Genomic DNA, 26,210 nt, shown 5'->3' on the forward strand with positions numbered 1-26,210 from the left:
AACCACGATAGCGAACGGGGAACGGATGTGACCCGGGAGCGAACGGAGTGAGCGAGAACCACGATAGCGAACGGGGAACGGATGTGACCCGTGAGCGAACGGAGTGAGCGAGAACCACGATAGCGAACGGGGAACGGATGTGACCCGTGAGCGAACGGAGTGAGCGAGAACCACGATAGCGAACGGGGAACGGATGTGACCCGTGAGCGAACGGAGTGAGCGAGAACCACGATAGCGAACGGGGAACGGATGTGACCCGTGAGCGAACGGAGTGAGCGAGAACCACGGCCAGCGAGCGGGGAACGTCCGTGACCCGCGAGCAACGGAGTGAGCGAGCACCGCGGACAGTACGATCAGCGTGTCACTCGTTTCAGTTGGGACTATAGACGAAACACACAGAAACCGATCGAACCGAGGGGCGGTTACCGATCTTCGATCGGGACGAACTCCTGATCTGTGGGACCCGTGTACCGTGCACGCGGGCGAATCAGACGGTTGTCCTGCTGGTACTCGAGGACGTGACCGACCCAGCCGCCGGCGCGGCTCATCGCGAAGATGGGCGTGTACATATCGATCGGGATGCCGAGCTGATAGTAGACCGAACCGGAGTAGAAGTCGACGTTGGGCGCGATTCCTTTCTCGACGAGCCCTTTCTCCTCGGTGAGGAACTGTTCGATCGTCGTGGTGTAGTTGTACCACTTGTCGTCGCCTTCTTCGGCCAGCTCCTTGCTGCGTTCCTGGAGAATCGCCGCGCGAGGGTCTTTGACGTTGTAAACGCGGTGGCCGAAGCCGGGGATGCGTCGGCCGGCCTCGTTGGCTTGCTCGACCCACTCGCGGTGGTCGAGGTCGCTCTCGTCGATCTCGAAGAGCACTTCCATTACGTCCTGGTTGGCTCCGCCGTGAAGCGGGCCGGAGAGGGCGCTGACGCCGCCGGTGACGGCGCTGTAGATGTCGGCCATCGTCGATCCGATGACCATCGAGGTGAACGTCGAGGCGTTCAGGCCGTGGTCGGCGTGCAGGATGAGTGCCTGATCGAAGGTTTCAGCGTGAATGTCGCTCGGTTCCTGACCGGTCAACATGTAGAGAAAATTCGCCGCGAGTCCGAGATCCGGGTGAGGATCGATCGGTTCCTCGCCGAGGCGATACCGTTCGAAGGCCGCGAGCGCGGTCGGAATCTTGGCGGTGATGCGTCGCCCTTTGCGCAGCGTCGCCTCGAGATCGCCGGGATCTGCGTCGTCTTCGGGCTCGTAGGCCGAGAACATCGAGACTGCCGTTCGGAGGGCAGCCATCGGTCGTTCGTCGGCGTCGGCGAGCCGTTCCATCGTCGCGAGAACGTCCTCGTGGACGCTGCGTTCCTCGTTGATCGCCTCGGTGAACTCCGCGAGTTCGTCTTCGGTCGGGAGTTTCCCGTGCCAGAGGAGATACACGACTTCCTCGTAACTCGCACCGCGCGCGAGGTCCTCGATCGCGTATCCTCGATAGATCAACTGGCCTGCGTCGCCGTCAATCGAGCTAAGCTCCGACTCTGAGACCAGGACACCCTCTAGCCCTTTTTTGAGCTCGTCAGCCATAGTCGGCCTTTTGCCGCGCGATGGAAAAGTATTGTCGTTTGTCCGCTGTCACGCCGGAACACGCACGATGTATTCGTTTCGTCGCGCTCAGATAAGCAACTGCCAGGGGTATCGAGGCGCGCAATTCGACGTATGTTAACCGGAACTCGTTCGTGATGATTATTCTTTCAGGATCGCGTTCAGCAGTTTCGTCTGGGCGGCAGCCAGGTGCTCGGTAAACGTGGATCTGGCAACCCCGAGTTCTTCTGCGACGTCGGTCGCGTTCGCCCCTTTCGGATACTGGAAGTAGCCCATCTCGTGGGCGGTCTCGACGATTTCTCGCTGACGATCGGTAAGCTGATCGCGATCGACGACCACCGGATCCATCGTCGCCCCCTCGTGATCCTGGCTGAGTTCCTCGACGAGAACGCCCTCGAAGCGGGCCCGGAGTTCGTCGACGATCGCCGCGACCTCTTCGAGTTCGAGCGTCCGAAACGTCAACAACAACGAACCGTCTTCTGCCTGCACGGACGACACCGGCGTTCCCGTCCTTTCGACGAGTTCACAGGCGCAGTCGGCCGTACCGTCGCGCTCGAAGCGATAGACGATTTCACGATCGGTCTCCTGAATCGGGATCAGTTCGGCACCGTCGGGCGACGATTCGATGTCGCCTTCGGATCGTTGCTCAGTGTCACCACCAGAGGAGTGCTCGCCATCACCGACGGCGCTCGCAAACGCATCGACACGCGCACCTGAATCCGCATCGATGCAGAATTCTTCGACGATCGTCCCGTCTGTCGCCGTTCGAGACCTGACCACGGAATCGATCGGTTCGTCGGTACGCTCGGACGCGCTGGCGACCGGACACTCTTTGGGGTCGCTGACGACGACCGTTGCTCGAAACCCAGACATATCTACCGATTTGGTGGTCCGACACAATAACCTGGCACCGTCATTCCCGTCCGGTGAAAACGTCTACAACCCCAGTTTCTCGTCTCGCCGTCGATCTTCAGGCGATTCCGGACACGATCGTCTCCCTCCGGATTTTGTTGCTGCAGTGGCGAAACTCCTCACGGATTGTGATATGAAATCACAAGCTACTCGTCGACGCCACTCCGTCGAAGTTGAAGACATCACTCGTCCGTGATCGAAACGCCATCCGCCCGGTAATCGAGACGTCACGCTCGATCGTCGCTCGGAACCGTCGGCGCGGGCGGACGTTTCCCGACCCGCTCAGAAATTCTGGCCCAGTTTCTCGCGGCTGATCCGAACGCCGGTCGGGGTGACGATAATCTGGTCGTCGCCTTTCCGGACGATGTCGCCGTCGACCTCCTGGGCGACCTGGCGGAGTTCGTCGACGATGTGCTCGACCGTACTGTCTTCGGTCCGCAGACGGGTGATATCCGCGACGACCAGATCGCCGTCGTAGACGGCATCTTTGATCGCGATCGCGTCGGCCTGATTGTCGACTTCGGCGATGTGTACTTGCATCACCGCCTCCGAGGAGTCGGCGGCGACGTCGTCGAGATCCAGTTCGACGTAGTCCTCGGCGGTCCGCGACTGGTTTCCACCGAGAATTTTGCTCATGAGTCCCATTGGGGATATCCACCGGGGCCGCGAGTATAGTTCTTGCGTCAGACGGACTATCAGGAACGCCGACCCGTCCCGAGAGACGACGCGTGGCCGTCGACGATCGGTCACCATCGACGATCGATATTTCCCGTTCGAGTGCGATCTTCGGCACGGATGACGTTCAGCATCTGTGTTCGCGAAGCCTACGAGACGCCGGAGGGGGAGTCCCACCGGCGCTTCGGTGTCGCGGTCACGACGCGGGTGCCGGGTGTGGGGACGCTCTGCCCGTTCGTCAGCGAAAACTGCGCCGTCGCGACCCAGAGCGTCGTAAACGTCGAACTCGGGCGACGGGGGGTGGCGTACGTCGACGACGGGTTGGCCGTCGAAGACGCTCTCGAAGCGCTGCTCGACGCCGACGAGGGGGCACCGGAGCGCCAGCTCCACGGCGTCGACGCCAGCGGGGCGTTCGCGTTCTCCGGCGAAGAGTGTCGCGACTGGTACGGCCACCGGAAAGGCGACCACTACACGGTCGCCGGAAACCTGCTGACCGGCGAATCAGTCCTCGACGCGACCGCAACGGCCTACGAGACGACCGCGGTTCACGAAACGATCGACGACACGAGCGCCAGTCCCCGCGACGGCGACGGTCACGACCCGCTCGCCAGACGATTGATCGACGCGCTCGCTGCCGGTCATCGCGAAGGTGGCGACAGGCGCGACTCGCTGTCGGTCCAGAGCGCTGCGATCGTCGTCGAAACCACCGAAGACGAGGCTATCACACCACCGTACAACAATCTCCGGGTGGATGCGACGGAGACGCCGATCGCGGACCTCCGAGAGACGTACGAACTGGCCGCAACCGGCTACGAGACGATGCTCGAGCGCGACGGACTCGATCGGCACGACCGACGGTGAACCCGAGCGTTACCACCGGCACACTGACGGTCAGTGATCGTCGGGCGAAGTAGCTATGTGACCGACGGCGCAACTGTCCCTCATCTTGACGACGACCCTGATTCGCACACTCGTCATCGGCGATTCGGTTGGGCCGACGCTGCCAGACGGTGATCAGTACCGGTTCGAGGTCTGTACGGAACCGACGATCGACGCGGCGCTCGACCGACTCGCGGACGCCGACTCCGCGATCGACTGCGTAGTAACGTCTCCGGCCAGCGCCGGGGCGGACGGACTGACGTTCCTCGATCGAATTCGCGAGGCTCATCCGCAGCTTCCGATCGTCGTCCGTCTCGATGCCACCCAGCACGGGATCGCCGGGGCTGCCATCGAACGCGGTGCGACTGAATATCACGTCCAGCACGACACGGACGACCGGAACCAGTCGCTCGCCACTCGCGTTCGGACCGCCGTGGTGCGCGGCCGATCGCGGCTCGAACTCGAAGACCGAAACCGACGGCTGGAGACGCTCGTCGACAACCTGCCGGGGTTCGTCTATCGCTGTCGAAACGAGCGGGGATGGCCGGTGTCGAACATCGAAGGCGATTGCGAAGCGGTCACGGGCTACGCGGGGGCGGCCCTCGAGAACGGGTCCGTCTCCCTCGGCAACGATATTCTCCACCCGGACGATCGAACGGCCGTTTGGGACGCCGTCCAGAAGGGCCTCGAAGCCCGCGGATCGTACGAAGTAACGTATCGGATACGCACCCGCGACGGGACGCCGAAATGGGTCTGGGAACGCGGATGGCGAACCGACGGTGCGAGCGGCGATCTCGAGGCGCTCGAGGGGTTCGTTACGGACATCACCGATCAGAAGCGGCGCGAAGAGGAGCTGTACCGAAATCAGCGGCGGTTCGAGGCGGTGTTCGAGGACCCGAAGACGCTGGCCGGCATTCTCGATCTCGACGGGACCCTTCTACAGACCAACCGAACGGCGATCGAGTTCACCGGCGTCAACCCCGAAACGGCGACCGGAGCGCCGTTCTGGGCGGCGGAGTGGTGGCCCGACGAACAGGATCGAGACACCGTCAGAGCGTGGGTTCAGCGGGCCGCAGACGGCGAGTACGTGGGCTACGAAACGAACATTACCCACGCGAGCGGCGAAAGCCGTCGTGTTAGCGGCACTATCCGCCCCGTAGTGGACGGTGAGGGCGAGCCGACATCGCTGATCGTCTCGGCGCAGGACGTCACCGACCAGCGCGAGCAGTATCACGACCTCGAGCGATCGCTCGACAAACTCGCGATCCTCAACCAGGTCGTGCGACACGACCTCCGCAACGATATGCAGGTCGTCCGCGGTCGTGCCAGACTGCTCGCGGATCACGTCGACGACGAGGGTGCGGTCCACCTCGAAGAGGTCCTCCTGTCGGCCGAGGAGGCGATCGAGCTCACGACGACGGCTCGAGTGTTGACGGAGACGATGCTCGGCACGGGGGAGGAGACGCGATCGATCTCGGTTCGACACGCCGTCTCGTCCGTGGTCGAAACGGCCAGGGGACGGTACGAGAACGCCGAAATAACCGTCTACGGGACGGGAACGGATGCCACGATCCGGGCCGACGGAATGTTCGAGTCGGTCGTCCGAAACCTCCTGCAGAACGCGGTCGTGCACAACGACACGGACCGTCCCGAGGTGGAGATTTCGATCGAACGGGACGGCGAAACCGCGCTGTTGAGCGTGGCCGACAACGGGCCCGGAGTGGCCAAACACCTGAAGGACGAAATATTCGGACGTGGCGAAAAGGGCCTCGAGAGCCCGGGAACCGGTATCGGGCTCTATCTCGTCCGCACGCTCGTCGACGGCTACGGCGGCGAGGTCTGGATCGAGGACAACGAACCCCGCGGCAGCATCTTTCGCGTCCGATTGCCGATCGCGGAGTCGGCAACGTCGACCAGCGCCGGAACTGGAACGTAAGCCGGATGCGGGTCCGGGAGGGGACCGTAGCTATCCGAGAATCGGCACAGGACCGTAGCTATCCGAGAATCGGCACAGACCCGAACTACCCGGTAAACTCGTAGAGGTCGTCGCCGACGTGGTGCAGCGAGTCGACGACTTTCCCCTCGTCGCCGGCCATCTCCGAGCCGTCGACGCGGGCGCGACCGACGGCCAGCACTTTTCCGTGAGACTCCTCAGCGATGACGACCAAGTCGTCGGGCGAAATGTCGTCGGTCGCCTCGGTGATGCCGGGACGCATCACGTCCGCGCCGTCGCTGACGAACGAAATTGCGCCGGCGTCGACGGTGATCAGCCGTCGATCGGGTTTGTAGGCGTTCGCGCCGCGAACGGTCAGGAACGGCTCGTCGTCGAAGTACGCGACCTGTGGCTCGCCGTCGATGAGGATCACTTCCCAGTCGGTGTCCTCGAACTCGACGCGTTCGTACGTGTCACCCTCGGGGGAAACCCCGAGTTGCTCCTCGAGCATCGTCTCGAGATCGGAGACGGCGTCGCTGCGGAGGTGGTGTCGCGATTTGACCTGCATACCCGAGACCACGACCGATCGCTGTATAAAACGACCGTTTCGGACGCCGGCTGATTCTCGCCGTAACCGACCACGTGCGGAGCGATCGACCGACCTGATCCGTGGTGTTGCCCGACCGGCGCGGATACACTCACGGCAGCTGAGTAGTGTGGTAATCGCTAAGTACTAGCACAGTGTCGATCGATTCATGTGGCTCTCCCGGAGCCAGCCCGAGACGGTGACGTGTCTCGCCTGTGGCAGTTCGGTCTCCCGGTCGATGGCCCGCGAGTACGACAAGTACGGCGATCGCTGGGATCGCGAAAACAAGACGTTCGAGCACCTCTGTAAGGCCTGCCACGGCGATCTCTGCCACCATCCGCGCGACGAACTCGAAGCGTTGCTCGTCGACATCGACCGTAAATCGGGCGATCGTGGACAGGCGGCGTTTCTCGCGGCGTATCTCAGAGCCGTCGAGGAGCGATACGGCCGGCTCGAAGAGGAGTTCTGATCGCCGCCGCGAGATCGTCGCCCGCATTCGCCGGTCCCGACACGATTTTCACCCTCACCTTCGTACGACCCCTTATGAGCGACGACGCACAGGCCGAAGCCGGAACGGCCGAAGGGCAGGGTCCCGTCGAAATCTCCGAGGATCTCGCACGGCATCTCGAGAACAAACGCGACGAACTATTCGAGAAACTCGAGATCCGCGACGAGTTCTCCGCCGAAATCATCGAGGAAGCCGAGGAGCGAACCGACGGCGTCCAGGACGAGATCACCGAGGAGATCGACGAGCGAAAAGATCTGCGCGATCTGACGACGTGGACGACCGACCCGATCGATGCCCAGGACTTCGACGACGCGCTCTCGATCGAAGAGCGAGACGACGAGTACGTCCTCTGGGTACACATCGCGGATGTCACCCACTACGTCAATCCGGAAACGGCGATGTGGGACGAGGCCGTCGAGCGTGGAAACACGGTCTACCTGCCGGGATACACCATCCACATGCTCCCGCCCGTGCTCGCGGAGACGGTCTGCTCGCTCGTTCCGAACGAGGAACGCCTGGCCCACACCGTCGAGATGCACCTCGACAAGGAAAACCTGAGCTACGAGACGATCGACATCTACAAGTCCGTCATCGAGTCCGACGAACGGCTCACCTACTCGCAGGCGGAGAATCGACTCGAAGACCCAGACGCACCGCTCCACGAGGAGAACGTCCTGGTCCACGAGGTTGCCGACCGGATGCACGAACAGCGCAAGGAAGACGGCTCGCTCGTCCTGAACCCGAGTCGCGATCGCGCCCACACGATTATCGAGGAGTGTATGCTGAAAGCCAACAAGGCCGTCACGCACACGCTGATGTGGGACCGCGGCGTCGAGGCGATGTACCGCGTTCACCCCCAGCCGAGTCCCGACGAGTGGTCCAAAGCGCTCCAGGAGATTCAGGACCTAGACGGCGTTTCGATCCCCGGCAGCACCTGGGATGACCCCCGGAAGGCCGTCAACGCGACGCTCGAGGACGCTCCGGGTCGCCAGCTCGATAAGATCCAGTGGGCCGTGATGAAGGTGATGCCCCGCGCAAAATACATGAACGACCCCTTCGGCGGCCACCACGCGCTGAACTTCGAGATTTACGGTCACTTCACCAGCCCGATCCGCCGGCTCTCCGATCTGATCAACCACTGGATCGTCTACCAGAACGACGTTCCCGAGAACCTAATCGAACTCTGCGATCGCGCCAGCGACAAGCAAAAGGCCGCAGAACAGTGCGAACGCGAGTACAAACAGTTCCTGCAGGAGGTCGGACTCGATCCGATGGCAGTCAACAACCGCGGGATCGAGATTGTCGACGAGGAAGACGCCGAGAAGACGCTGTAGGTTGCCCTCTCACGACTTCCGCTCGTCAGAGGGGCGTTTCGTAGACGTACTCCTCGTGCCCGTCTCCCAGATCGCTCTCGTAGCGATCGATCCGATCGAATCCCCGCGACTCGTAGAACGAGACGCCGACGTCGTTGTCCGTCAGCACCGCGGTACGGAGTCGGTCGAAGACCGTCGCGAACTCGTCTTCAACGGCGTCCAGAAGGGTCGTTCCGACTCCGTTTCCCCACCGATCGGGGTGGACGTAGAGCCGGGCGAGATAGCCGACGCGTTCGTTTTCGGGCCAGGGGACGACGTGTGCGAATCCCTGGCATCGACAGTCGTGTACGAGTGGACCGGCAGCCGTCTCATTCCCGACGTGCTGGTCCGTCTCAACCTCGGTTTCGGCGTCTACCCCGTCGCGTACGGCGACCAGAAAGACTGCATTGGTGCGATCGCTCGCTTCCCCGATCGCTGATTCGACGTCGCCGATCGCGTACCACTCGTTGACGACCTCGTCGATCTGATCCGGACCCAGAAGGTCGTCGTAGGCGGCGTGCCAACTCTCGCGGGCAACGACGTGAATCGCCCAGGCGTCGTCGGCCTTCGCTTCCCGGATGGCTCGCGTCACAGTCGATTCGTTCGCGCTGTCGGATGAAAATAACGGGGGATGCGCGTGCAGGGGGCGCGGTCGGTGGTCTCGATCGAACGTGAACATGACACTCGTTTCGTTCGACGGGCGATCAGTGTGTAGCGTCGATCGCGCTCACTCGATATCGATCTGGTGGCCCTCGCGTTCGTGCTCGGTCTCGACGATCGGGAGGTGGACCTCGAGGACGCCGTTGTGGTATCGAGCCGTTACGTCGTCGGCGACGATCGCTTTCGGGACGGTGACTCGCTCGTCGATCCGGCGGGTGCGGTGGGCGCGATAGGTGTCTGTCCCCTCGTCGACGTCGGACTGCGCGTGCACCGACAGGACCCCGTCGTGGAACGTGAGGTCGATGTCCTCCTTGTCGAAGCCGGGGATGTCCATGGCGACCACGTAGGCGTCTCCCTCGTCTTCGAGCGTGACGGCCGCCTCACCCGTCGGCACAACAGTGCCGGCCAGTCCGAGGCGTGTTGGGTCGGAGCGGGTCCCCTCGAACTCGGGTCCCCACGTGGTTCGGAACTGGTCGAACATGCGGTCCATCTCGCGGAACATGCGGTTCATCTCGTCGAAGGATCTCATTGGTGATCGCCACCATATACGTCATGTTTAATAATAACGTTTCCTGGATACGGGATAGCACGCCGCTCTCAATCTTCCTCCGGAGAGATGACGGTTTCGGGCGCGTCTATTGGCCTTCGAGTTTCGCGCCCGCCTCGCGAAGCAGACCATCGATACTCTCGGCGTCGTGGAGGCATCCGCCCGATCGGGAATCTCGCGCACGTCCGGTTTCATCTCGACGGCGAGTTGCATCTGGCCACCGTATCGGCGCGGAGATGCAGCCCCCGACAGCCGAGGACGCTCGCGCTCTCGGCGTCGACGAGCAGGGTCGCCAGCCTTTCGGGTGATTGTTCGTCGTGAAACCGCCGTCGGAACGTGTCTTGCGAGTGACGTCGATCGGGTTGATCTCCGAGTCGGCTGGCATCGCGGGCGCGTGACCGATCCGAGCGAAGGGATAGACGCCCAGCCCCGAGACGATAATGTGATGCAGGAGGTTGGTGTAGGGCTTTCAGTCCTCGCCGCGGTGCTGGCGACGGTTCCTCGCGGGCCTGTATCGTCGACCCGACTCACCTCTCGCCGGGATCGAGCCGAGTTCGATCGAGACCGAGGACGTCGAGGTTGGGACAGCGACCCGTGAGTCCCAGCCCGATGTCGCCAAATTCCATGCCCACCGCGCTCGTCGGGACGAGCGGTGCAACGACCAGTGAGGCTTCGCGTTTCAGAACACCTGAGGGTCACGCAGCCGGTACGAAACTGGCTGTGGGAAAACCATCCAGTCGACGGGAACCAGTGGATCGATACCCGTCGCTGTCGACCCACGTTGTGCGCCAGAAAAAAGATAGCACCGCGCTTACCGGGAAATGTCCGAGCCGCTCTCCTCGACGACAGCCTCGACCTCCTCTTTCGTGACGAGCGCGATGTCGCCAGGGATCGTCCGCTTGAGTGCCGCCGTCGCCGCCGCGTACTCGAGGGCGGTCGGAACGTCGTCACCGTCGAGTCGGCGCGCGATGAACGCGCCGGTGAAGGCGTCGCCGGTGCCGATCGCATCGACGGTGTCGGTCTCGTAGGCTTCCTGGTCGTGGACGACGCTGTCGTGCCAGCCGACCGCGCCCTCGGAGCCGCGCGTGACGACGACGGTCGTAAAGTCGTACTGCGAGCCGAGCTTGTGGGCGAGCTGTCGCGGGTCACCCTCGAACCCGAGAACGTCTCGGGCGTCTCGGGCGGCGACCACGAGCACGTCGATTCCCGGGAACAGACGCGTCAGCGTCTCCTTCGCTTCGTCCGGTCCCCAGAGCTTGTTCCGGTAGTTGAAGTCGAAGGCGGTCGTCGTCCCGCCCTGTCTGGCGGCTTTGAGCATGTTCGCCGTCGTCTCGCGAAGCGTCGCGGACAGCGCCGGCGTGATCCCGCTCGTAAAGAACACCCGCGCGTCTTGGACCACGTCGATGTCGAACTCCTGGGCCTTGGCGGTCGTGACGGCGGCGTCTTTCCGATCGTAGACGACGTTCGTTCCGCGAGGCTTGCCCGCGTGTTCGAGGTAGTAGGTCCCCTGCCGGCCCCGGTGGCTCCAGACGACGTCGGTGTCGATGCCGTACCCGCGGAGTTCACCGTGGACGCGGCGTCCGAGCGGCGACTCGGGAAGCTTCGAGAGCCAGGTTGCAGGCGTCCCCAGCCGCTGGGCGGCGATCGCGACGTTGCTTTCGGCCCCCGCGGCGCGAACCTCGAACTCCCCCGCGTCCTCGAGTCGCTCGTTGTCCGGCGGCGAGAGCCGGAGCATCGTCTCCCCGAAGGTGACGAGTTCGCTCACGGCCTGTCCCCCCGTACCGATCGATCGGCAATACGTACCTCGGCCATACCGGCTAATCGAACGGGTGTAGTATAAGTTGTGGCGTTGTCCGGTCGCGTTCTCTCGCGAATCCGGCCGCCGTCGCCGTTATTTCGCGACCGTCGCCGTTATTTTGCGACTGTTGGCGAGTCCATCGAAACGATCGCCACCTCGCCGTCCGTCTCCAGCGTCGATTCGAATCCGAACGAATCGAGCAGATTCCGACTCGCCGCGACGTGGTCGGTCACGGCCGGCACGCGGAGTCGACCGCCCGCGATCGCGAGGAAGACGAGCAGTTGATCGGCCATGTGCCGATCGACCGGTGCGGTTCCCGAGAGCCATCGATTCGCCGCGTCAGCGGCGTCCTCCCCGACGCGCTCGGCTGGGTTCCCGCGTTCGCCGTACGCGTCGAACCCCGCGACTCCGGTGGCGTGGTCGATTCGGACCACGATCGCAGAACCCGGACTACGACTCACCGCCGTCGTCTGCTGGTGCTCGCTGATCCCTGCAGGAAGCCCGTCCCCGCTGTCGGTGCCGGTCGGATCGCCCCCGTTTTCGCCGTTACTACCGTCGCCGTCGACGTTCAGTCGCCTGCGTGCCCCCTCGAACTGTCTGTGAGCCACGTCACGGTCCGCGAGCGACGCGGATTCTGTCGTGTAGACTCGCACGCCCTCGATCGGCCCTCGCTCCGTGAGATCGATCGGTTCGAGCGTCGAGGGCGCGAGTCGGAGCGTGGCGCGCCCGCCACCCTCGGGGTAGAACCCGCGCCGATCGACCTCGCAGGCCGCGACGAGTCCGTACCGACCTACGAACGGAAGTTTGACGTGGCGGAAATAGTCGATCGGCGGCGACCACTTCACGTCCGTGCCCCCGGTGACGGTGACCGAAAGCGGCGCGTCGAGCACCGTCGCAAGCGGGAGAAGGGCATCGAACAACAGCGTCACGCTGCCGGCGGTCCCGATGTCGACGGCGCACGTTCCGCCGTCGAGTCGGCCGCGATCGGTTCCGTGTGCGGCGTTCCGTCCGCTCTCGCCGGCTTCGAGATCGGGATCGAACGCGATCGTCTCAGCACCCACGTCCGCCCCCGACACCTCGGCGTCACAGATCTCGGCCATCGTCTCGAGAACCGCGAGGTGCTGGTGGCCCAGCCCCGGCGTCGGCCGGTCGCCCCGGACGTTCTCGATTCGGATGGGCTCGTTTCGCAGGACCGAGAGTGCGAGCGCCGATCGAACGAACTGCCCGCCGGCGTCCGTCCCGTCCAGTTCGCGCATAGTCGAGCGTACGCGCTCGCCGCAGGTACCGCTGGCGATCGATGCGTGACGATCGACGCACATCCCAGTGACGACCGACTCGCGACGGTCGGCGCGGTCGCCGTACGCACGTGGACAGTTCGCGAGATGACCCACCACACCTTCCGGATGTGTAACGTTTTCAGTGGTCCGGAACCGATCCGTACCGAATGCACCTCTGGCGCGACCCGCTCCGGCGACGGTGGCTGCTCTGGGCAGTGCTCGGCGTCGTCTTCTTGCTCGTCAATATCAATCGCCTCTCGTCTGCGGTCCTCGCGGAGGATCTCATGGTCGCGTTCGAGACCACGGGTGCACAGCTCGGAACCCTCCACGCGATGTTTTTCTGGGTGTACGCGTTCATGCAGATTCCGACCGGGATCCTGGCCGATCGAGTCGGTCCCCGACGAACGGCGACGGCGGGCGGCGTGGTGATGAACGTCGGCGCGATCTGGTTCGCGCTGGCGGACAGCTACCTCGCGGCGATCGCCGCCCGAGGGCTCGTCGGACTCGGCGGGAGCGTCATCTTCGTCTGTCTGCTTCGGTTCGCTGCGAGCTGGTACCGCGCCGACGAGTTTGCGACGATGAGCGGCCTCTCGTTTGCGGTGTCCGGCGTCGGGGGCGTGCTCGCAACCACGCCGCTGGCCCTCGCCGTCGACGCCGTCGGCTGGCGCGCCGCGATCGGCGGACTCGGCGCGTTCGGTCTGTTGTTCTCGGTCGCCGTCTTCACGTTCGTCCGGGACACCCCCGAACGCGCCGGCTTCGATCCGATCGAAGGCGTCCCCGGCCAGCCCTCCGTGACGAACGCACAGCTTCGATCGCACCTCCAATCCGTCCTTCGGGACCCCTACATCTGGGTGGTCAGCATCCTGCTGTTCTGTTCGACCGGCGTGAACCTCACGCTGTTTGGCCTCTGGGGCGTTCCCTACGTCGTCCAGACCTACACCGTCTCGATCACCTACGCCTCGGTGTTGACCTTACTCGGCGGGGTCGGGACGATCGTCGGCCCGCCCGCGATCGGCTGGGTCTCCGATCGGATCGGTCGTCGGGTCGAGTTGATGGTCGCCGGCGGCGTCGTGTTCGTTCTGGCCCTCGGCGTGATCGCCGCGGTCGGTGACCCACCGCTGTGGGTCGTCGCCGTGTCGTTCTTCTTAGCGGGCGTGCTGCTCGGGACGTTCGTCCTCAGCTACACGATCGTGAAAAACCGCCACCCGAGCAGCGCAAGCGGCATTTCGACGGGAACGGTCAACGGCGCGGCCTTCTTCGGCGCTGCCACGCTTCCGACCCTGATGGGGTGGGTGCTCGACGCCTACTGGACCGGCGACCTCGTCGGCGGCGTCCGCGTCTACACCGAAACGGGCTACCGGATCGCGTTCGCGATCGCAACGCTTGCAGGCGCGATCGCACTCGCGTGTACGATCTGGCTCTACTACTACGAACGCGGGCCGCGATCGATCGCGGTGCCCCACGGCGGCGAGTGAAACGCGGGCACAGGAGGATCTCGCTCGCAGGCGGATCGCACGCGACGTGGCTATGTCAGGTCGATCGCTTACCCGCATTCGGGGCTGCGATCCGGGTATGGATCTCCCCACCGATCGACTGCTGATCATGGTCATCGTCGCGACCGGATTTGCGGTTCTCGCTGGTGGCTGGGCCGCCGCACTGGTTCGCGCCGAGGCGACCGGGCTCGAAGAGATCGCGCTCCGGGCGGGTATCGGGGCCGTCTTCTTCCTGGTTCTGCTCGGCTTCTGGTACGTCTACACCAGCATCGATCGCGAACCGACCTGAGACGATCTGTCGTTGAGGCCAGCGGTCGAAAGAACTGTGTTCATCCGAACTGCAGTCGTTCTGCTGCCCGATCGTCGAGCATGCCCGATCGTCAACCGCATACATATATTCGTCTCCCTCGTTCAGGTGTCCGTATGGCACCCCTCGAGACCCTCGCTACTGTCGGCCATCTGCTTGCGCTAGTCTGCTTCGTTGGCACAACGGTCACGATGGCACTCGTGATCGTTCCGGCCATGCGGCAGGGCCGGTTGTCGGCGACTGCTGTCCGCGAAATCGGCCAGCGATTCGCGATCGTGGCGGCCGTTTCCGGAGTCGGAATCCTCCTGACCGGCGTCTACTTCTCGTCGCTGGCGTATTCGATCGACACGCTCTTCACGACGCCGTCGGGATGGCTCACCATCGCGTCGATTCTCGTCTGGGGAGTTCTCGCGGCCCTCCTGATCGTCGGGACGAACCGGCTTGCGCGAGCGACGGCGATCGGTGACGTTCAACGGGCCGCAGCACGGAGCCAGCGGTGGTACACCACGGCTGCCGTCGTCTCGGTCGGCGGGCTGATCGTTTTCAGCGTCCTGTAGACGGTCGACTCCGAAACGGGGACCGTCTCAGCCGCCGTGGCCGGGGTAATCCCGCTCGAAGCGGTCTTCGATCTCCGCCTCGTCGATCCGGACGATCACCGGCCGGCCGTGCGGGCAGGTGTAGGGGTTCTCGCAGTCGTCCAACGCCGAGAGCAGATCGATCACCGTGCCGTCGGTCAGCGAGGTGTTCCCGGTCAGCGAGGGGTAACAGGCGAGATCTCCGAGAAACTCGTCAGCAAGCGCCTCGACCGTCTCGCCGCCCGCTTCCCGATCGCCCTCGACGAACGACGCGAGCACGTCTCGAAGCTGCTCCGGGTCGAGCGTCTCTGCGAACACCGCCGGGACTGACTGCACTGCGATCGTCCGATCGTCGACTCGCTCGGCCGAAAATCCCAGTCGTTCGAGTGCCGCACGATAGCTCTCGAACGCCTCGGATTCGACGGCTGTCAGTTCGAGTTCGACGGGCGAGGCGAGCGCCTGCGCGGCCGCGTCGTCGGCGAAGGCCTCCCGCAGACGCTCGTAGTTGACCCGTTCGTCCGCGGCGTGCTGGTCGATCAACGCGAGCCCGTCGGGCGACTCACAGACGAGGTAGGTGTCCCGAATCTGCCCGAGGACGCGCAACGGCGGCAGCGAGTCGAACTCCGATCGATCGCCCGTCGCCGTCTCGCCTGCGAGGGTCCGCTGTTCGGTCGGCCCGTCGAACTTTCGATCGGGTGCCGGACCGGGGTGGCGATCGTGCGCCGAGTCCGTGGCCTCGCCGGATCGATTCGTCGGTGTGTGGTTCGCTCGGTCGTCGGAAACCGGTTCGTCGTCAGCCTCGCCGGGGGACGCCGTGTCGGCTACCTCCGACGCAGCCACGAACTCGGCGTCTTCTGGAGGTTCCTCATCGGTCCCGAACGCGCCGTCTCCGGGACGCCCCTCGTCGGTCCCGGACACTGGTTCCGGATCGTCCACATCGCTTGCGGGCACGTCCTGTCGACGTTGGTCGATCGGCTCCTCCGTCGAACTCGGCTCACCCCCGGCTTTCGCTTCCGGTCTGCCGGCGTCCGCGCCCGACCTGCCGGGCTCCGCGTTCGATCGGACCGTCCCGCCCACGTCGCCCGATTCGGCCGGGTTGCTCGATCCAGCCATTGCGTCCGCGTCGTCGGATCGAGCCGCCGTCTCCTCGAGCGTTCCCGGCTCGAGGCGGGCCTCGCCGGGGGCCGATCGGCCACGCGGTGCGCCCGACCTGAGCAGGCCGTGATCGAGCAGCGCGGATTCGACCGCGGCATCGACCTGTCGGCGGACAGAATCGTCGTCGTCGAATCGGACCTCGCGTTTGCGCGGGTGGACGTTCACGTCGACGGCGTCGCCGGGGACGTCGAGGAAGCAGACGACGAACGGGTATCGATCGCTCCCCAGTTGGGTTCCGTACGCGCCCATAATCCCCTCACGGATCGCGTCCGAGGTGACCGCGCGGCCGTTGACGTAGGTCGCGACGTACTCCCGGCTCGATCGGTTCGTCTCGGGGTGCGAGACGAGTCCCGATACCGAGTCGAGCGGTCCGGGTGGAAGGTCCTCCCCATCGGTATCGACGGGGATCATCGCGGATGCGACCTCGCGGCCGTAGACGGCAAGCACCGCGGCCTGCAGGTCGCCCTGTCCCGTCGTCGCGAACACCTCGCGGCCGTCGTGGGTCAGCGAGACGGCCACGTCCGGGTTCGCGAGCGCGTAGCGTGTAACGACCCGGTTGACGTGGGCGAACTCCGTCGCCGTCGTCTTGAGGAACTTCCGGCGTGCGGGGGTGTTATAAAAGAGATCCTCGATCTCGACGATCGTTCCCTCGGGGCAGCCTGTCGGTTCGACGCTCGTCACGTCCCCGCCCTCGTAGACCAGTTCCGTCCCCGCACCGCCGCCGCGGGGTCGCGATCGGATCGTCAACCGCGACACCGATCCGATCGTGTGCAGGGCTTCGCCGCGAAAGCCGAGCGTGGCGACGCCGGATTCGAGGTCCTCCAACCCGGAAATCTTGCTCGTCGTGTGCTGGCGGACGGCCGCGCGAACGTCGGCGTCGCTCATTCCGTCGCCGTCGTCTGCGACCCGAATGAGGTCGGTTCCGCCCCGCTCGATCGTCACGTCGACGGTCTCGGCCCCGGCGTCGAGGCTGTTCTCGACGAGTTCCTTCACCGCGCTGGCGGGCCGCTCGACGACCTCGCCGGCGGCGATCCGGGCGACGGTGTCCTCGTCTAGCTCGTGGATGGTCGTTTCGTCGGTCATTGTGGTGTCTTACTCTGGTCGAACTCGATCGCTGACCCCTCGCGCCAACGGCACTCGAGTCGCGTTCACTGGTTGCTGTAGAGAGGCGGATCGGAAAAGTACTTGCGTGTCTCGCGTTCGACCGGTTCTCGGTTCGACTGGGCAATCGAGATCGCACACGATAAAAAACGATGCGAAATCGGAGCGGAGATTCAGTTCGACCCGAAATTCATCGCTCGAGTTCGAGCACTCGCGTCCGCTCGATCGCGAGTTCGTCGACGCCCGGAATCGACTCGCGGGGATCGGGAAGCGTACACTCGGCAACATCGAACGTGATTACGCCGTCCGTCCGCCGACAACGCAGGTAGACTGGTACGATCGGAATCTCTGGCGGGACGCTCTCGGCGAGTGCCAGCGCCGGATAGACGAGTTTGTGCTTCGCGAGAGACGCTCGCGGGCCGGTTTTGGCCTCCACGACGAACAGCGTTCGCTGGCCGTTTCGCCGTTCGGCGAACAGCGTGTCGATCTCGACCTGGCCGGTTCGGTGTTCGAGCAGCGCCGGATGCTCACGATGGGGGCGAAACTCGAACGTGAACGTCGACCGTCCCGTCGCCGGCGGGGTCAACGACCCCGACGCATCGAGCGAGAGCGCCTCGGAGAGCACCCCGGAGGCCAGCCCCAGGTTCACCAGCGAGGTCTCCGAGAGACTGGGGAGCAACCGAAAGCTCACCAGCCGCTCGTCGTCGATCGGACTCGAGAAGGGATCGATCGGTCGGCCGGCGAAGCACGCCTCGTCGCGGAGGAAGAAGTCCTCGACGCCGTTCGGGCCATCCACGAGGACGAACGCCGTGCCCGTCCCGTCGGGGGCTGACCCGGCCCGAAGCACCGTGACGCCCGCCTCGCGCAGTTCGGGTGCGAGGTCGGCGATCGAATCGACCGAGATGTACCGGGGCGTTCGGGGGCTGGCCTCAAGTGCGTGCCGTTCGACGTAGTCGCGAAAGGATGTCGGGCCGAACACCGACCGGTTCGACGCCGACAGCTCCGCCAGCGCGGGTTCGAACACCATCACTCCCGATTACTTTTTCCGACCGGCACTTGATGTCTCCGGCCGTCGCTCACTCTTGCAGTTTGCGCTGCCACTCCTGAACTTTCGCGATCAGTTCCACCGGAGGCGTCGTGTTCACGTCGATCGAGTCGAGTTCGTCGAGCACCGCTTTCGTCTCGGGATCGATACTCGACCCGTCGTCCGCCGACTCGCCGCCGGGTCGCTCACCGCCATCGGCGTTCGCTGGCCCGCGGAACTGGCCGCTCGAGACGTCGAACACCGCCTGAACTGGCTCGTTCGAAGCGCCGCCCTTGGCTTCGATCGCTTTCTCCTCGCGGAGTCGATCGAGCACGTCTCTCGATCGATCGACGACGGGGGCGGGAACGCCCGCGAGGTTGGCGACGTGGATGCCGTAGGAGCGATCGGTCGGGCCGTCCCGGATCGTCCGGAGGAAGGTCACGTCGCCGTCGCGTTCGTCGGCCTGGCGGGACGATGTCCCGCTGGACGCTGGTGATTCCGGATCGCCCGCGACCGCGACGTGAACGTTGGCGACGCGAGGGAGTTTCTCCGCGAGCCCGGTCAACTCGTGGTAGTGGGTCGCAAAGAGGGTTTTCGCTTTCACCTCGTTGTGGAGATACTCCGTGGCGGCCCAGGCGATCGAGATGCCGTCGTAGGTCGCGGTGCCGCGGCCGACCTCGTCGAGAATCACGAGCGACTCCTCGGTCGCGGCGTGGAGGATGTTCGAGAGTTCGCTCATCTCGACCATGAACGTCGATCGCCCCTGGGCGAGTTCGTCGAGCGCGCCGACGCGGGTGAAGATGCCGTCGGCGAGGCCAATCTCGGCGTCTCTCGCGGGGACGAAACTTCCGATCTGGGCCAGCAGGACGATACAGGCCACCTGTCGCATGTACGTCGATTTGCCGGACATGTTTGGGCCAGTGACGACCAGAAAGGCCCGGTCTGCATCCAGTCGCACGTCGTTCGGCACGAACTCGGTCGTCTGCTCGACGACGGGGTGGCGTCCCTGGTCGATATCGAGCCGATCGCCCCGGTGGAGATCCGGCTTCACCCACCGGTTTTCGGCGGCGTGGGTCGCGAGACTCGCCAGCGCGTCGATCGTCGCGAGCGTTCGACCGACGTCCTGTAAGAGTTCGGCGCGGTCGGCAACCTCGTCCCGCAACTGCTCGAAAAGTTCGTACTCGAGGTCGCCTCGTTGCTCTTCGAGACGGAGGATCTCGCGCTCCTTGGCTTCGAGTTCGTCGGTCGTGAACCGCTTGGAGTTTTTGAGCGTCTTGATCTGCTCGTAGTGGTCGGGAACGCCGTCTGCTGCGGACTTGCCGACCTGGATGTAGTAGCCGTCGGTCCTGTTCCGATCGACGGTCACGTGATTCAGGCCGTACTGGCGCTTCTCGCGATCGGCGAGGGTGTCGAGCCACCGCTTGACCTCCTCGTGGCGATCGATCACCTCGTCGAGGTCGTCGTCGTACCCCTTCTGGAGGAGTTCGCCCTGGGTCACCGTCGACGGTGGGTCGTCCGCGATCGCCGCTTCGAGCGTCGATTCCACCTCCTGTGCGGCGTCTCGATCGGGTCGATCGACGATCTCGGAAAGCGGCGAGTCCGCGAGGTCGGGAGTCGACGCGATGGTCTCAGCGAGTGCCGGGAGGACGGCGAGCGTTTCCTGAACGGCGAGCAGATCCCGCGCGTCGGCGCTGCCGTGGGTCGCCTTCGAGGCCAGCCGCTCGAGGTCGTAGGCCTCCCCGAGTCGATCCTGAAGTTCGTCACGGGCCAGTGCCGCCGACGAGAGCGCGGCGACCGACTCCTGACGGCGTTCGAGCGTCGAGAGCGATCGCCGGGGCCGACAGAGCCACTCCTTCAGGAGCCGCCGGCCGGCACTGGACTCGGTGTGGTCGATCGTCGCGAACAGCGAGCCGTCGCGGCCGCCTTGCATCGTCTCTGTCAGTTCGAGGTTGCGCTGGGTCGTCGCATCGAGCGTGACGTGGTCATCGCCGTGGTGGGACTGGATGCGCGTCATCGACGCGAGCACGCCGGCTCCAGTCTCCGCGACGTATGACAGGATCGCGCCCGCCGCCGCAATCGTCTCTTCACCGACGCCGAGTCGATCGACGGTCTCGCGGCCGAACTGCTCGCGGACCGCGTGCGCGGCGCGTTTTGGCGCGAACGCCTCCGTCTCGTGGAGCGTCATCGTCGCGTCCACCCGATCGCGAACCGTCGTCAGGAGGTCGTCGGTCGATCGAACGATGGGACCGGGAAGCACCTCGACGGGATCGAATCGGTACAGTTCCGTCAGTGCGGCCTCGAGATCGTCGGCTTCGGCGACGAGAAAGCGGCCGGTCGTCACGTCCGCGAACGCGAGACCGTATGTTCCTTCCGTTGGCGATCCACCGGTTGTATCAGCACCATTCCCGCCGTCGACGACGGCCGCGAGGTACTGGGCGTCGGCGTCGCTGGTCTCGAGGAGCGTCCCCGGCGTGACGACCCGGACGATTTCGCGTGCGTGCCCGGAGTCGGTCTCGTACTGGTCGGCGACGGCGACACGGTAGCCGCGTTCGACCAGCGCCTTGAGATAGGGCGTCAGTTCGTTGAGCGGCACCCCCGCCATGGGGTACGACGAGCCGTGTGAGGACTTCTGTGAGACTTTCAGGTCCAGTTCGTCTGCGACGAGTTCGGCGTCGTCGGCAAAAAACTCGTAGAAGTCGCCACACTGCATCGCCAGCACGTCGGCGTCGGTGCCCTCCTTGAGCGAAAGAAACTCCCCGACGATCCCCGTCGCCTCGGTCATGTGCGGTGACTGGCGGGCCACGACAAAAACCCTGCGGGATCCGCAGTGAAAGTGATCTATCGGGATCGCGCCGGACCGGCCGACAACGGCGTTCACGTGACGGCGATCGTGACATTCGTTATCGTACGTGAGAGCGTTCGTGACACTCATCACCGTACGTGACTGCGACCGTGACTCTCATCTCTGCGTTCGTACGGGGTTCTATTACAGTCGCCGTGGTATGCGTGTGATACGATCCAACACAATGGCACCGTCTCGCGACCATCGCGTGCTGATCCCGATCGATATCTTCGGCGGCGAAAGCATCCCACAGACTGTCGTCGACGCGTTCGCGTCGATGCCGGTCGTGTTGCTCGGCTACCACGAAATCCCAGACCAGACCGCGACGGACCAGGCGCGTAGCCAGTACGAGGATCGCGCTCGCGCCGAACTCGCGGAACTCGAGCAGGTCTTCGAGGAGGCCGGTTGTCTCGACGTCACGTCCCGTCTCGTCTTCACCCACGATCGGCTGCAAACGTTCGAACGCATCGCGGTCGAGGCGGCGTGTGATGCCGTCTTGCTCTCCAATCCCGCGCCGATTCTGGAAACGGTCCTCGTCGCGATTCGAGGCGACGTCAACCTCGAGTACATCGCCCGGTTTCTCGACACGCTGCTTACCGACACGGCGCTTTCGGTGTCGTTATTTCACGTCGCTTCCGACGAGGGCGATCGAGACCGCGGCACCGAACTCCTCGAGACGGCCGCCAACGAACTGGTCGCCACGGGGATCGATCGCGATCGGATCACCACCGAACTCGTCGTCGACGGCTCACCGACGAGCGAGATCCTCGACGCGGCGAGCGAGCACGACCTGCTCGTCGTCGGCGAGAGCCGACCCTCGATCCGTCGATTCATCTTTCGCGATCGAGCGGAGAAACTGGCCCGGCAGACGATCGATCCGGTGCTGGTTATTCGCGGCGAGTATCTGGCCGCTGACGAGGCCGAGAACGCCGACGACGATGGAGTCGGTGACAGCGACGCTGAAGCGAGTGACAGCGACGGTGAGGGCTGATCGCCGCGGCGCTTCGTCGACGATTACGAGTCGTCGGCCGCGGCTCGATCGTCATCCGTCGGCAGCGGTCGATCGACGACGGGCTCCGGCTCGTCGTCCACGACGTTCCTGACGACGAGCACCGGGCCGACCGATCCGGCGGCGACGCGTTCGGCCTCGTCGCCGAAGACGAGCGACCGCAGGGACGGAGCGCGCTGACCCATCACGATCGCGTCGTGGTCGACGGCAGCCTCGATGAGGGCCTCGAACGGCGGCTCGTCGATCGCGAGTTCCGTTTCCACGTCGATACCGCGTTCCGACAGCGACGAGCCGGCCACGTCGAGCAGCTTGCGGCCGCCATCTTCGTCCTCGGTCGCGAGAAAGAGCGTCACGCCGATCTCGCGGTCGCCGACCAGTTCCGCGACGAACTCGATGATCCGTTCGACGGCGACGTCACCCGTTAACGCGACGAGGAGCCGATCGATCGGCCCGGTCGCGCCCGGAATGGCGTAGACGTCCGAGCCGGTTTCGGCGGCAACTCGATCGAACGTCTGTCGTCGATCGTGGGTGAAGACCAGGCGGTAGTCCGCGAGACCCTCGGCCGACCCGAATTCGGCGGCGAGATCCTCGAGCGTGTCGATCGCGCGCTCTTCGTACTGCATGCGTGCCTGGTCCGGCGGCGTCTGTTCGGGCAGGACGTGATAGCCCAGCACGGTGACGTCCATCGGTTTGAGCAGCGTCGTCAGACCGACAGAGACCGATTCTCCCTTCAGTATTCTCAGCGGAACGAGTATGCGTGTCATTATAGTGCACCTTTCAGGGTGACGTCCCGGGCGTAGTAGGCGTACCAGCCGGCGGTCGCGAGCATGATGCCGAGGCCGATGTACCGGGAGGCTGGTTGCATGAACGCGATCAGCGCGAAACTGGCGATCGCGCCCAGCGCCGGCACGATTGGATAGCCGGGGACCCGGAAGTCCGGATCGTACCACTCCGGTTCGTCTCGTCGTAGCGCGATCAGCGCCACGCAGATCAGTCCGTACATGATGAGATGGAGGAACGACGCGACCTCCGCGAGCAGTTCGACCTGCCCAGTCGCGGTCAAGATGAGTATTGGCCCGCCGGCCATCCCCAGTGCGACGTGTGGCGTGCCGTAGCGGAGGTTAATTTGGCTCGCACGCCGGGGCAACAGGGCGTCTTTCGAGACGGCGTAGATGGCGCGAGACGTGCTGAGAACCGACGCGTTGGCACTCGACATCGTCGCGAGTAGCCCACCGAAGACGATGGCGAACGCGCCGACCGCGCCGAGATAGTGGCGGCCGACCTCGACCATCGCCGTCTCTCCGAACTCCGAGAGCGTCTCGCTACCGAACGCGCTCGTCGCGACGAAGATCGTCACCACGTAGAGGACGCCGACGATGAGCACCGAGCCGACCATGGCCAGCGGCAGGTTTCGGCCCGGATCTTTCATCTCGCCGGCGACGGTCGCTACCTGTGCGAAACCGAGATACGAAGTGAACACGAGCGCAGCCGTCGTGAACACGGGGAACGCTCCGGCGGGTGCGAACTGTTCGGGTGCCGTGGGCTCGCCGATGAGTCCCGCGGCATCGAGACCGCCGTACCCGAGGAACACGATCAGGATCGACAGCAACAGCGCGACGATCCCGTTCTGGAGTTTCGCCGCGTTCTCCGTCCCCGTGATGTTGAGCACGGTAAAGCCCGCGCCGAACAGTAGCGCGATCGGAATGACCAGCCCATCACCGACCGCGATCCCGAGTTCGGCGAGCGTGTCGACGGCGTAGAAGCCAAAGCCGACCAGATAAAACGCCGTCGCGAACACGAGTCCGAACCACAGCGAGAGGCCGACGACAGCACCCGCGAGCGTCCCCAGCCCGCGCGAGATGAAGTAGTAGCCGCCACCACTCTTTGGCATGGCCGTCGCGAGTTCGGAAGCCGGCAGTGCGACTAGCAGGGCGACGACGGCACCGATCGCGAACGAGGCCGACGCGGCCGGCCCTGCCCGCCCGGCTGCGAGCCCGGGAAAGACGAAGATACCAGCGCCGATCATCGTCCCGATCCCGATCGCAAGCCCCCCAGAGAGACCGAGCGTCCGCTCGAGTTCCGACTCGTCGGTCACGGTCACTGCTTCCGTCTCGACTGTCGGCTCGACGAGAGGCGCTTCGCCATCGACGTTGGTCCCCTCGGCCTCCATCAGTGACTCATCACCCATACGCTGACTTCCTCGTACTGACAGTTATTTCTGGCGCGCATTTCCGATCGACGCCCGATCGGGCGTCGATCACCGTTCGGCAGCGTCTCAGCTCTCGACAATCAGCGCCCGGTAGCGACTCAATCGCGGCCGGTCAGGAACAGTCGATCGTCTCGGCAATGTCGACGACGGGTTCGGCGACATCCGGACTCGACACTTCGTAACTCAGTCCGCCGCAGTTCCAGAAGACGCTCTCGATCCGGCCGTCGCGATAGAACGCCTCGCGGCCGTCGACCTCGACGCGCTCGAGGACGTCTTCGTTGAACCGCGGCTCGTCGCGAACGCTGACGTAGATCTCCCGTTCGGTCCACGTCGGGTCGAGATACCACAGCGTCGTCGTCGTTCGCGCGGACGTTTCGACTACGGTGACTCGATCGAGGACGTACGGCTCCGGAAGCTCGGGATCGGGGAGGTCGTAGGGAGCGACGGTCTCGGCGTCGGCGGGCGTTTCGTAGATTCCTTCCGGCTCGAGTCCGGTTTCGGTGACGGTGGCGTCGGCCGGCGGTTCGTACTCGAAGGTCCCGTCCTCGAAGTCGCCATCGATCGTTAGTTCCTCGAAGACGGCGGTCAGGCTGTGGAGTTCTCGGTCGTCGATTGCGACGACATCTCGCTCTTTGATCGGGTACCGGTCGTCGACCGCGATGGAGACCGTCCGGGTCACCTCGGCCCCGTCGAGTTCCTCCGGCGGTACTTCCTCGAGCGGGATGACGTATGTCGTATCCCCGACGAGGATGTCGATCGATCGCTCGACGTCCGCGTCGGGGGGTGGCGCGGCCTCGATCACGTAGGCTTCCCGACCGGCGACGGTTTCCGTGCCCTCGTACGTCAGACAGCACTCCTCACGGAAGTTCTCGAGGACGAGCCGGACCCGATCGGCAAACACCCGGTGTGGATGGTGTCGCTTCGTGGCTTCGTTCGCGTCCCGATCGTACTCCCACGTGGCCGGGCGCGTCGTTACCGCGACGTCTCCGGGCGAAACCGTGGCATTCGTCGCGTCCTGAACGTCGATCCGTTTTTTCGCCGGCGGTCGCTCGTAGATCCGTTCGGTTCGCTCCATCCCGCCGCCCTCGGCGTCAGCGGTGACGACGCGACGGCCAGCCAGCGTGTCCATGCGTTTGCGCGTCTCGATGGCGTCGCGAAGCAACGCGTCGGGATCCGGATCGGAGTCGGCATCGGGCTCGGTCCCAGTCGTTCGATCGACCGTAGTCGAACAGCCGGCGAGTGAGACGGTCGCGCCCACCGCGAGTAACCGACGACGGTACATACACAGCGATTTTCTCGATCGCTAATAAGTTAGTTGATTTATAATATGTCGTCCGGGGAAAACGATCGGCTCGAACAGATCGCCCGGACGAGCGAGTCGTTCGAGGTAGTCAGAACAGGAGACTACCGAGCGGAACCGATTTGTCCGGTTCGACGAGAACCGGGTACTCCTCCTCGCTGTCGTCGGGAACGCCGACGGTCAGCGCCTCGGATTTGAAGCCCGCGATCCGCACCGAGCCGAGGGTCGTCCCACAGAGGACCTGTCGTCCGATGAGGTCTTCGGGATCGTAGTGGTGGTCCAGTTGCGCCGCGGACTGAATCTCTCCGTGCTCGTCGCCCAGATCGATCCAGAGTTTTGTCATCTTCGGCTTGTTCGCCTCCGTGAACGCTTCGGCGTCCAGTACTTCACCGACGCGAATTTCGACATCGAACGGACTCTCGACCATACCTGATCGTGAACTCGATACCCCATAAAGCCCGTCGAGAACGTCGATGACG

The 26,210-nt window shown here is 64.5% G+C and carries 23 protein-coding genes; 8 read left to right on the forward strand and 15 right to left on the reverse strand.

The window, feature by feature from the left end; all coding sequences use genetic code 11:
• Positions 1-422: 422 nt before the first annotated feature.
• The 3 genes from citZ to AC6I6L_RS09635 all read right to left on the reverse strand — a co-directional run bounded on the left by citZ (position 423) and on the right by AC6I6L_RS09635 (position 3,146).
• Positions 423-1,571: a citrate synthase gene (gene citZ, locus AC6I6L_RS09625; protein WP_497917541.1), complete on the reverse strand. Its 1,149-nt coding sequence runs from the start codon at positions 1,569-1,571 to the stop codon at positions 423-425.
• A 159-nt stretch (positions 1,572-1,730) separates the two neighbouring features.
• Complete coding sequence (locus AC6I6L_RS09630; protein ID WP_497917542.1) at positions 1,731-2,462, reverse strand: helix-turn-helix domain-containing protein; 732 nt, start codon at positions 2,460-2,462, stop codon at positions 1,731-1,733.
• 321 nt (positions 2,463-2,783) lie between these two features.
• Positions 2,784-3,146 carry a cell division protein SepF gene (locus tag AC6I6L_RS09635; RefSeq protein ID WP_497917543.1) on the reverse strand — a complete coding sequence of 121 codons (363 nt, stop codon included), beginning with the start codon at positions 3,144-3,146 and terminating at the stop codon, positions 2,784-2,786.
• Between the two features lie 150 nt (positions 3,147-3,296).
• Here AC6I6L_RS09635 and AC6I6L_RS09640 point away from each other — a divergent pair, with 150 nt between their 5' ends.
• Both AC6I6L_RS09640 and AC6I6L_RS09645 read left to right on the forward strand, forming a co-directional pair.
• Positions 3,297-4,037 carry a DUF1028 domain-containing protein gene (locus AC6I6L_RS09640; protein ID WP_497917544.1) on the forward strand — a complete coding sequence of 247 codons (741 nt, stop codon included), beginning with the start codon at positions 3,297-3,299 and terminating at the stop codon, positions 4,035-4,037.
• Between the two features lie 85 nt (positions 4,038-4,122).
• Positions 4,123-5,991, forward strand: a complete 1,869-nt coding sequence (locus tag AC6I6L_RS09645) for a sensor histidine kinase (protein ID WP_497917545.1) — start codon at positions 4,123-4,125, stop codon at positions 5,989-5,991.
• Positions 5,992-6,076: 85 nt separating this feature from the next.
• Here AC6I6L_RS09645 and AC6I6L_RS09650 read toward each other — a convergent pair whose 3' ends face one another.
• Positions 6,077-6,556 carry an RNA-binding protein gene (locus AC6I6L_RS09650; RefSeq protein WP_497917546.1) on the reverse strand — a complete coding sequence of 160 codons (480 nt, stop codon included), beginning with the start codon at positions 6,554-6,556 and terminating at the stop codon, positions 6,077-6,079.
• A 187-nt stretch (positions 6,557-6,743) separates the two neighbouring features.
• On the opposite strand from AC6I6L_RS09650, the gene AC6I6L_RS09655 reads away from it, so the two are divergent.
• Positions 6,744-7,043 carry a DUF7562 family protein gene (locus AC6I6L_RS09655; protein WP_497917547.1) on the forward strand — a complete coding sequence of 100 codons (300 nt, stop codon included), beginning with the start codon at positions 6,744-6,746 and terminating at the stop codon, positions 7,041-7,043.
• A gap of 74 nt (positions 7,044-7,117) precedes the next feature.
• The gene (locus tag AC6I6L_RS09660; RefSeq protein WP_497917548.1) at positions 7,118-8,416 is read left to right on the forward strand and encodes a ribonuclease catalytic domain-containing protein; all 1,299 of its coding nucleotides are present in this window, start codon (positions 7,118-7,120) and stop codon (positions 8,414-8,416) included.
• 25 nt (positions 8,417-8,441) lie between these two features.
• On the opposite strand, the gene AC6I6L_RS09665 is transcribed toward AC6I6L_RS09660, so the two are convergent.
• From AC6I6L_RS09665 to rtcA, 4 genes are all read right to left on the reverse strand, one after another.
• Positions 8,442-9,026: a GNAT family N-acetyltransferase gene (locus AC6I6L_RS09665; protein ID WP_497917549.1), complete on the reverse strand. Its 585-nt coding sequence runs from the start codon at positions 9,024-9,026 to the stop codon at positions 8,442-8,444.
• 135 nt (positions 9,027-9,161) lie between these two features.
• A complete protein-coding gene (locus tag AC6I6L_RS09670; RefSeq protein WP_497917550.1) occupies positions 9,162-9,623 on the reverse strand; it encodes an Hsp20/alpha crystallin family protein in 462 nt (153 codons plus the stop codon).
• Between the two features lie 829 nt (positions 9,624-10,452).
• Positions 10,453-11,406 (reverse strand): bifunctional 2-dehydro-3-deoxygluconokinase/2-dehydro-3-deoxygalactonokinase, encoded by a 954-nt coding sequence (gene kdgK1, locus AC6I6L_RS09675; protein WP_497917551.1) that lies wholly within the window; start codon positions 11,404-11,406, stop codon positions 10,453-10,455.
• A gap of 146 nt (positions 11,407-11,552) precedes the next feature.
• Positions 11,553-12,695 carry an RNA 3'-terminal phosphate cyclase gene (gene rtcA / locus AC6I6L_RS09680; protein WP_497917552.1) on the reverse strand — a complete coding sequence of 381 codons (1,143 nt, stop codon included), beginning with the start codon at positions 12,693-12,695 and terminating at the stop codon, positions 11,553-11,555.
• A gap of 188 nt (positions 12,696-12,883) precedes the next feature.
• Here rtcA and AC6I6L_RS09685 point away from each other — a divergent pair, with 188 nt between their 5' ends.
• From AC6I6L_RS09685 to AC6I6L_RS09695, 3 genes are all read left to right on the forward strand, one after another.
• The gene (locus tag AC6I6L_RS09685) at positions 12,884-14,191 is read left to right on the forward strand and encodes an MFS transporter (RefSeq protein WP_497917553.1); all 1,308 of its coding nucleotides are present in this window, start codon (positions 12,884-12,886) and stop codon (positions 14,189-14,191) included.
• Between the two features lie 97 nt (positions 14,192-14,288).
• Positions 14,289-14,498 carry a hypothetical protein gene (locus AC6I6L_RS09690; protein WP_497917554.1) on the forward strand — a complete coding sequence of 70 codons (210 nt, stop codon included), beginning with the start codon at positions 14,289-14,291 and terminating at the stop codon, positions 14,496-14,498.
• A gap of 134 nt (positions 14,499-14,632) precedes the next feature.
• Positions 14,633-15,073: a hypothetical protein gene (locus tag AC6I6L_RS09695; protein WP_497917555.1), complete on the forward strand. Its 441-nt coding sequence runs from the start codon at positions 14,633-14,635 to the stop codon at positions 15,071-15,073.
• A 27-nt stretch (positions 15,074-15,100) separates the two neighbouring features.
• Here AC6I6L_RS09695 and mutL read toward each other — a convergent pair whose 3' ends face one another.
• The 3 genes from mutL to mutS form a co-directional block, all read right to left on the reverse strand.
• A complete protein-coding gene (gene mutL, locus AC6I6L_RS09700; protein WP_497917556.1) occupies positions 15,101-17,329 on the reverse strand; it encodes a DNA mismatch repair endonuclease MutL in 2,229 nt (742 codons plus the stop codon).
• A gap of 208 nt (positions 17,330-17,537) precedes the next feature.
• Complete coding sequence (locus tag AC6I6L_RS09705) at positions 17,538-18,374, reverse strand: DUF6997 domain-containing protein (protein ID WP_497917557.1); 837 nt, start codon at positions 18,372-18,374, stop codon at positions 17,538-17,540.
• A 49-nt stretch (positions 18,375-18,423) separates the two neighbouring features.
• Entirely contained in the window at positions 18,424-21,153 is a 2,730-nt protein-coding gene (gene mutS, locus AC6I6L_RS09710) for a DNA mismatch repair protein MutS (RefSeq protein ID WP_497917558.1), read from the reverse strand.
• A 244-nt stretch (positions 21,154-21,397) separates the two neighbouring features.
• Between mutS and AC6I6L_RS09715 the strand changes: the two genes are divergently transcribed.
• A complete protein-coding gene (locus AC6I6L_RS09715; RefSeq protein WP_497917559.1) occupies positions 21,398-22,204 on the forward strand; it encodes a universal stress protein in 807 nt (268 codons plus the stop codon).
• 23 nt (positions 22,205-22,227) lie between these two features.
• Here AC6I6L_RS09715 and AC6I6L_RS09720 read toward each other — a convergent pair whose 3' ends face one another.
• From AC6I6L_RS09720 to AC6I6L_RS09735, 4 genes are all read right to left on the reverse strand, one after another.
• Positions 22,228-22,986, reverse strand: a complete 759-nt coding sequence (locus tag AC6I6L_RS09720) for a universal stress protein (RefSeq protein ID WP_497917560.1) — start codon at positions 22,984-22,986, stop codon at positions 22,228-22,230.
• Entirely contained in the window at positions 22,986-24,410 is a 1,425-nt protein-coding gene (locus tag AC6I6L_RS09725; RefSeq protein WP_497917561.1) for an APC family permease, read from the reverse strand. Before AC6I6L_RS09725 ends, AC6I6L_RS09720 begins: the two co-directional genes overlap by 1 nt.
• Positions 24,411-24,543: 133 nt before the next feature.
• Complete coding sequence (locus tag AC6I6L_RS09730) at positions 24,544-25,713, reverse strand: LolA family protein (protein WP_497917562.1); 1,170 nt, start codon at positions 25,711-25,713, stop codon at positions 24,544-24,546.
• Positions 25,714-25,822: 109 nt separating this feature from the next.
• Entirely contained in the window at positions 25,823-26,158 is a 336-nt protein-coding gene (locus tag AC6I6L_RS09735) for a tRNA-binding protein (RefSeq protein WP_497917563.1), read from the reverse strand.
• Positions 26,159-26,210 lie beyond the last annotated feature (52 nt).

This window comes from Halosolutus sp. DAT137 (assembly GCF_059736405.1).

Bases quoted from the DNA above. Each gene is read 5' to 3' on its own strand.
- citZ (WP_497917541.1), bottom strand. From the start codon at position 1,571: ATGGCTGACGAGCTCAAAAAAGGGCTAGAGGGTGTCCTGGTCTCAGAG.
- AC6I6L_RS09630 (WP_497917542.1), bottom strand. From the start codon at position 2,462: ATGTCTGGGTTTCGAGCAACGGTCGTCGTCAGCGACCCCAAAGAGTGT.
- AC6I6L_RS09635 (WP_497917543.1), bottom strand. From the start codon at position 3,146: ATGGGACTCATGAGCAAAATTCTCGGTGGAAACCAGTCGCGGACCGCC.
- AC6I6L_RS09640 (WP_497917544.1), top strand. From the start codon at position 3,297: ATGACGTTCAGCATCTGTGTTCGCGAAGCCTACGAGACGCCGGAGGGG.
- AC6I6L_RS09650 (WP_497917546.1), bottom strand. From the start codon at position 6,556: ATGCAGGTCAAATCGCGACACCACCTCCGCAGCGACGCCGTCTCCGAT.
- AC6I6L_RS09655 (WP_497917547.1), top strand. From the start codon at position 6,744: ATGTGGCTCTCCCGGAGCCAGCCCGAGACGGTGACGTGTCTCGCCTGT.
- AC6I6L_RS09660 (WP_497917548.1), top strand. From the start codon at position 7,118: ATGAGCGACGACGCACAGGCCGAAGCCGGAACGGCCGAAGGGCAGGGT.
- AC6I6L_RS09670 (WP_497917550.1), bottom strand. From the start codon at position 9,623: ATGAGATCCTTCGACGAGATGAACCGCATGTTCCGCGAGATGGACCGC.
- rtcA (WP_497917552.1), bottom strand. From the start codon at position 12,695: ATGCGCGAACTGGACGGGACGGACGCCGGCGGGCAGTTCGTTCGATCG.
- AC6I6L_RS09685 (WP_497917553.1), top strand. From the start codon at position 12,884: ATGCACCTCTGGCGCGACCCGCTCCGGCGACGGTGGCTGCTCTGGGCA.
- AC6I6L_RS09690 (WP_497917554.1), top strand. From the start codon at position 14,289: ATGGATCTCCCCACCGATCGACTGCTGATCATGGTCATCGTCGCGACC.
- AC6I6L_RS09695 (WP_497917555.1), top strand. From the start codon at position 14,633: ATGGCACCCCTCGAGACCCTCGCTACTGTCGGCCATCTGCTTGCGCTA.
- mutL (WP_497917556.1), bottom strand. From the start codon at position 17,329: ATGACCGACGAAACGACCATCCACGAGCTAGACGAGGACACCGTCGCC.
- AC6I6L_RS09705 (WP_497917557.1), bottom strand. From the start codon at position 18,374: ATGGTGTTCGAACCCGCGCTGGCGGAGCTGTCGGCGTCGAACCGGTCG.
- mutS (WP_497917558.1), bottom strand. From the start codon at position 21,153: ATGACCGAGGCGACGGGGATCGTCGGGGAGTTTCTTTCGCTCAAGGAG.
- AC6I6L_RS09715 (WP_497917559.1), top strand. From the start codon at position 21,398: ATGGCACCGTCTCGCGACCATCGCGTGCTGATCCCGATCGATATCTTC.
- AC6I6L_RS09720 (WP_497917560.1), bottom strand. From the start codon at position 22,986: ATGACACGCATACTCGTTCCGCTGAGAATACTGAAGGGAGAATCGGTC.
- AC6I6L_RS09725 (WP_497917561.1), bottom strand. From the start codon at position 24,410: ATGGGTGATGAGTCACTGATGGAGGCCGAGGGGACCAACGTCGATGGC.
- AC6I6L_RS09730 (WP_497917562.1), bottom strand. From the start codon at position 25,713: ATGTACCGTCGTCGGTTACTCGCGGTGGGCGCGACCGTCTCACTCGCC.
- AC6I6L_RS09735 (WP_497917563.1), bottom strand. From the start codon at position 26,158: ATGGTCGAGAGTCCGTTCGATGTCGAAATTCGCGTCGGTGAAGTACTG.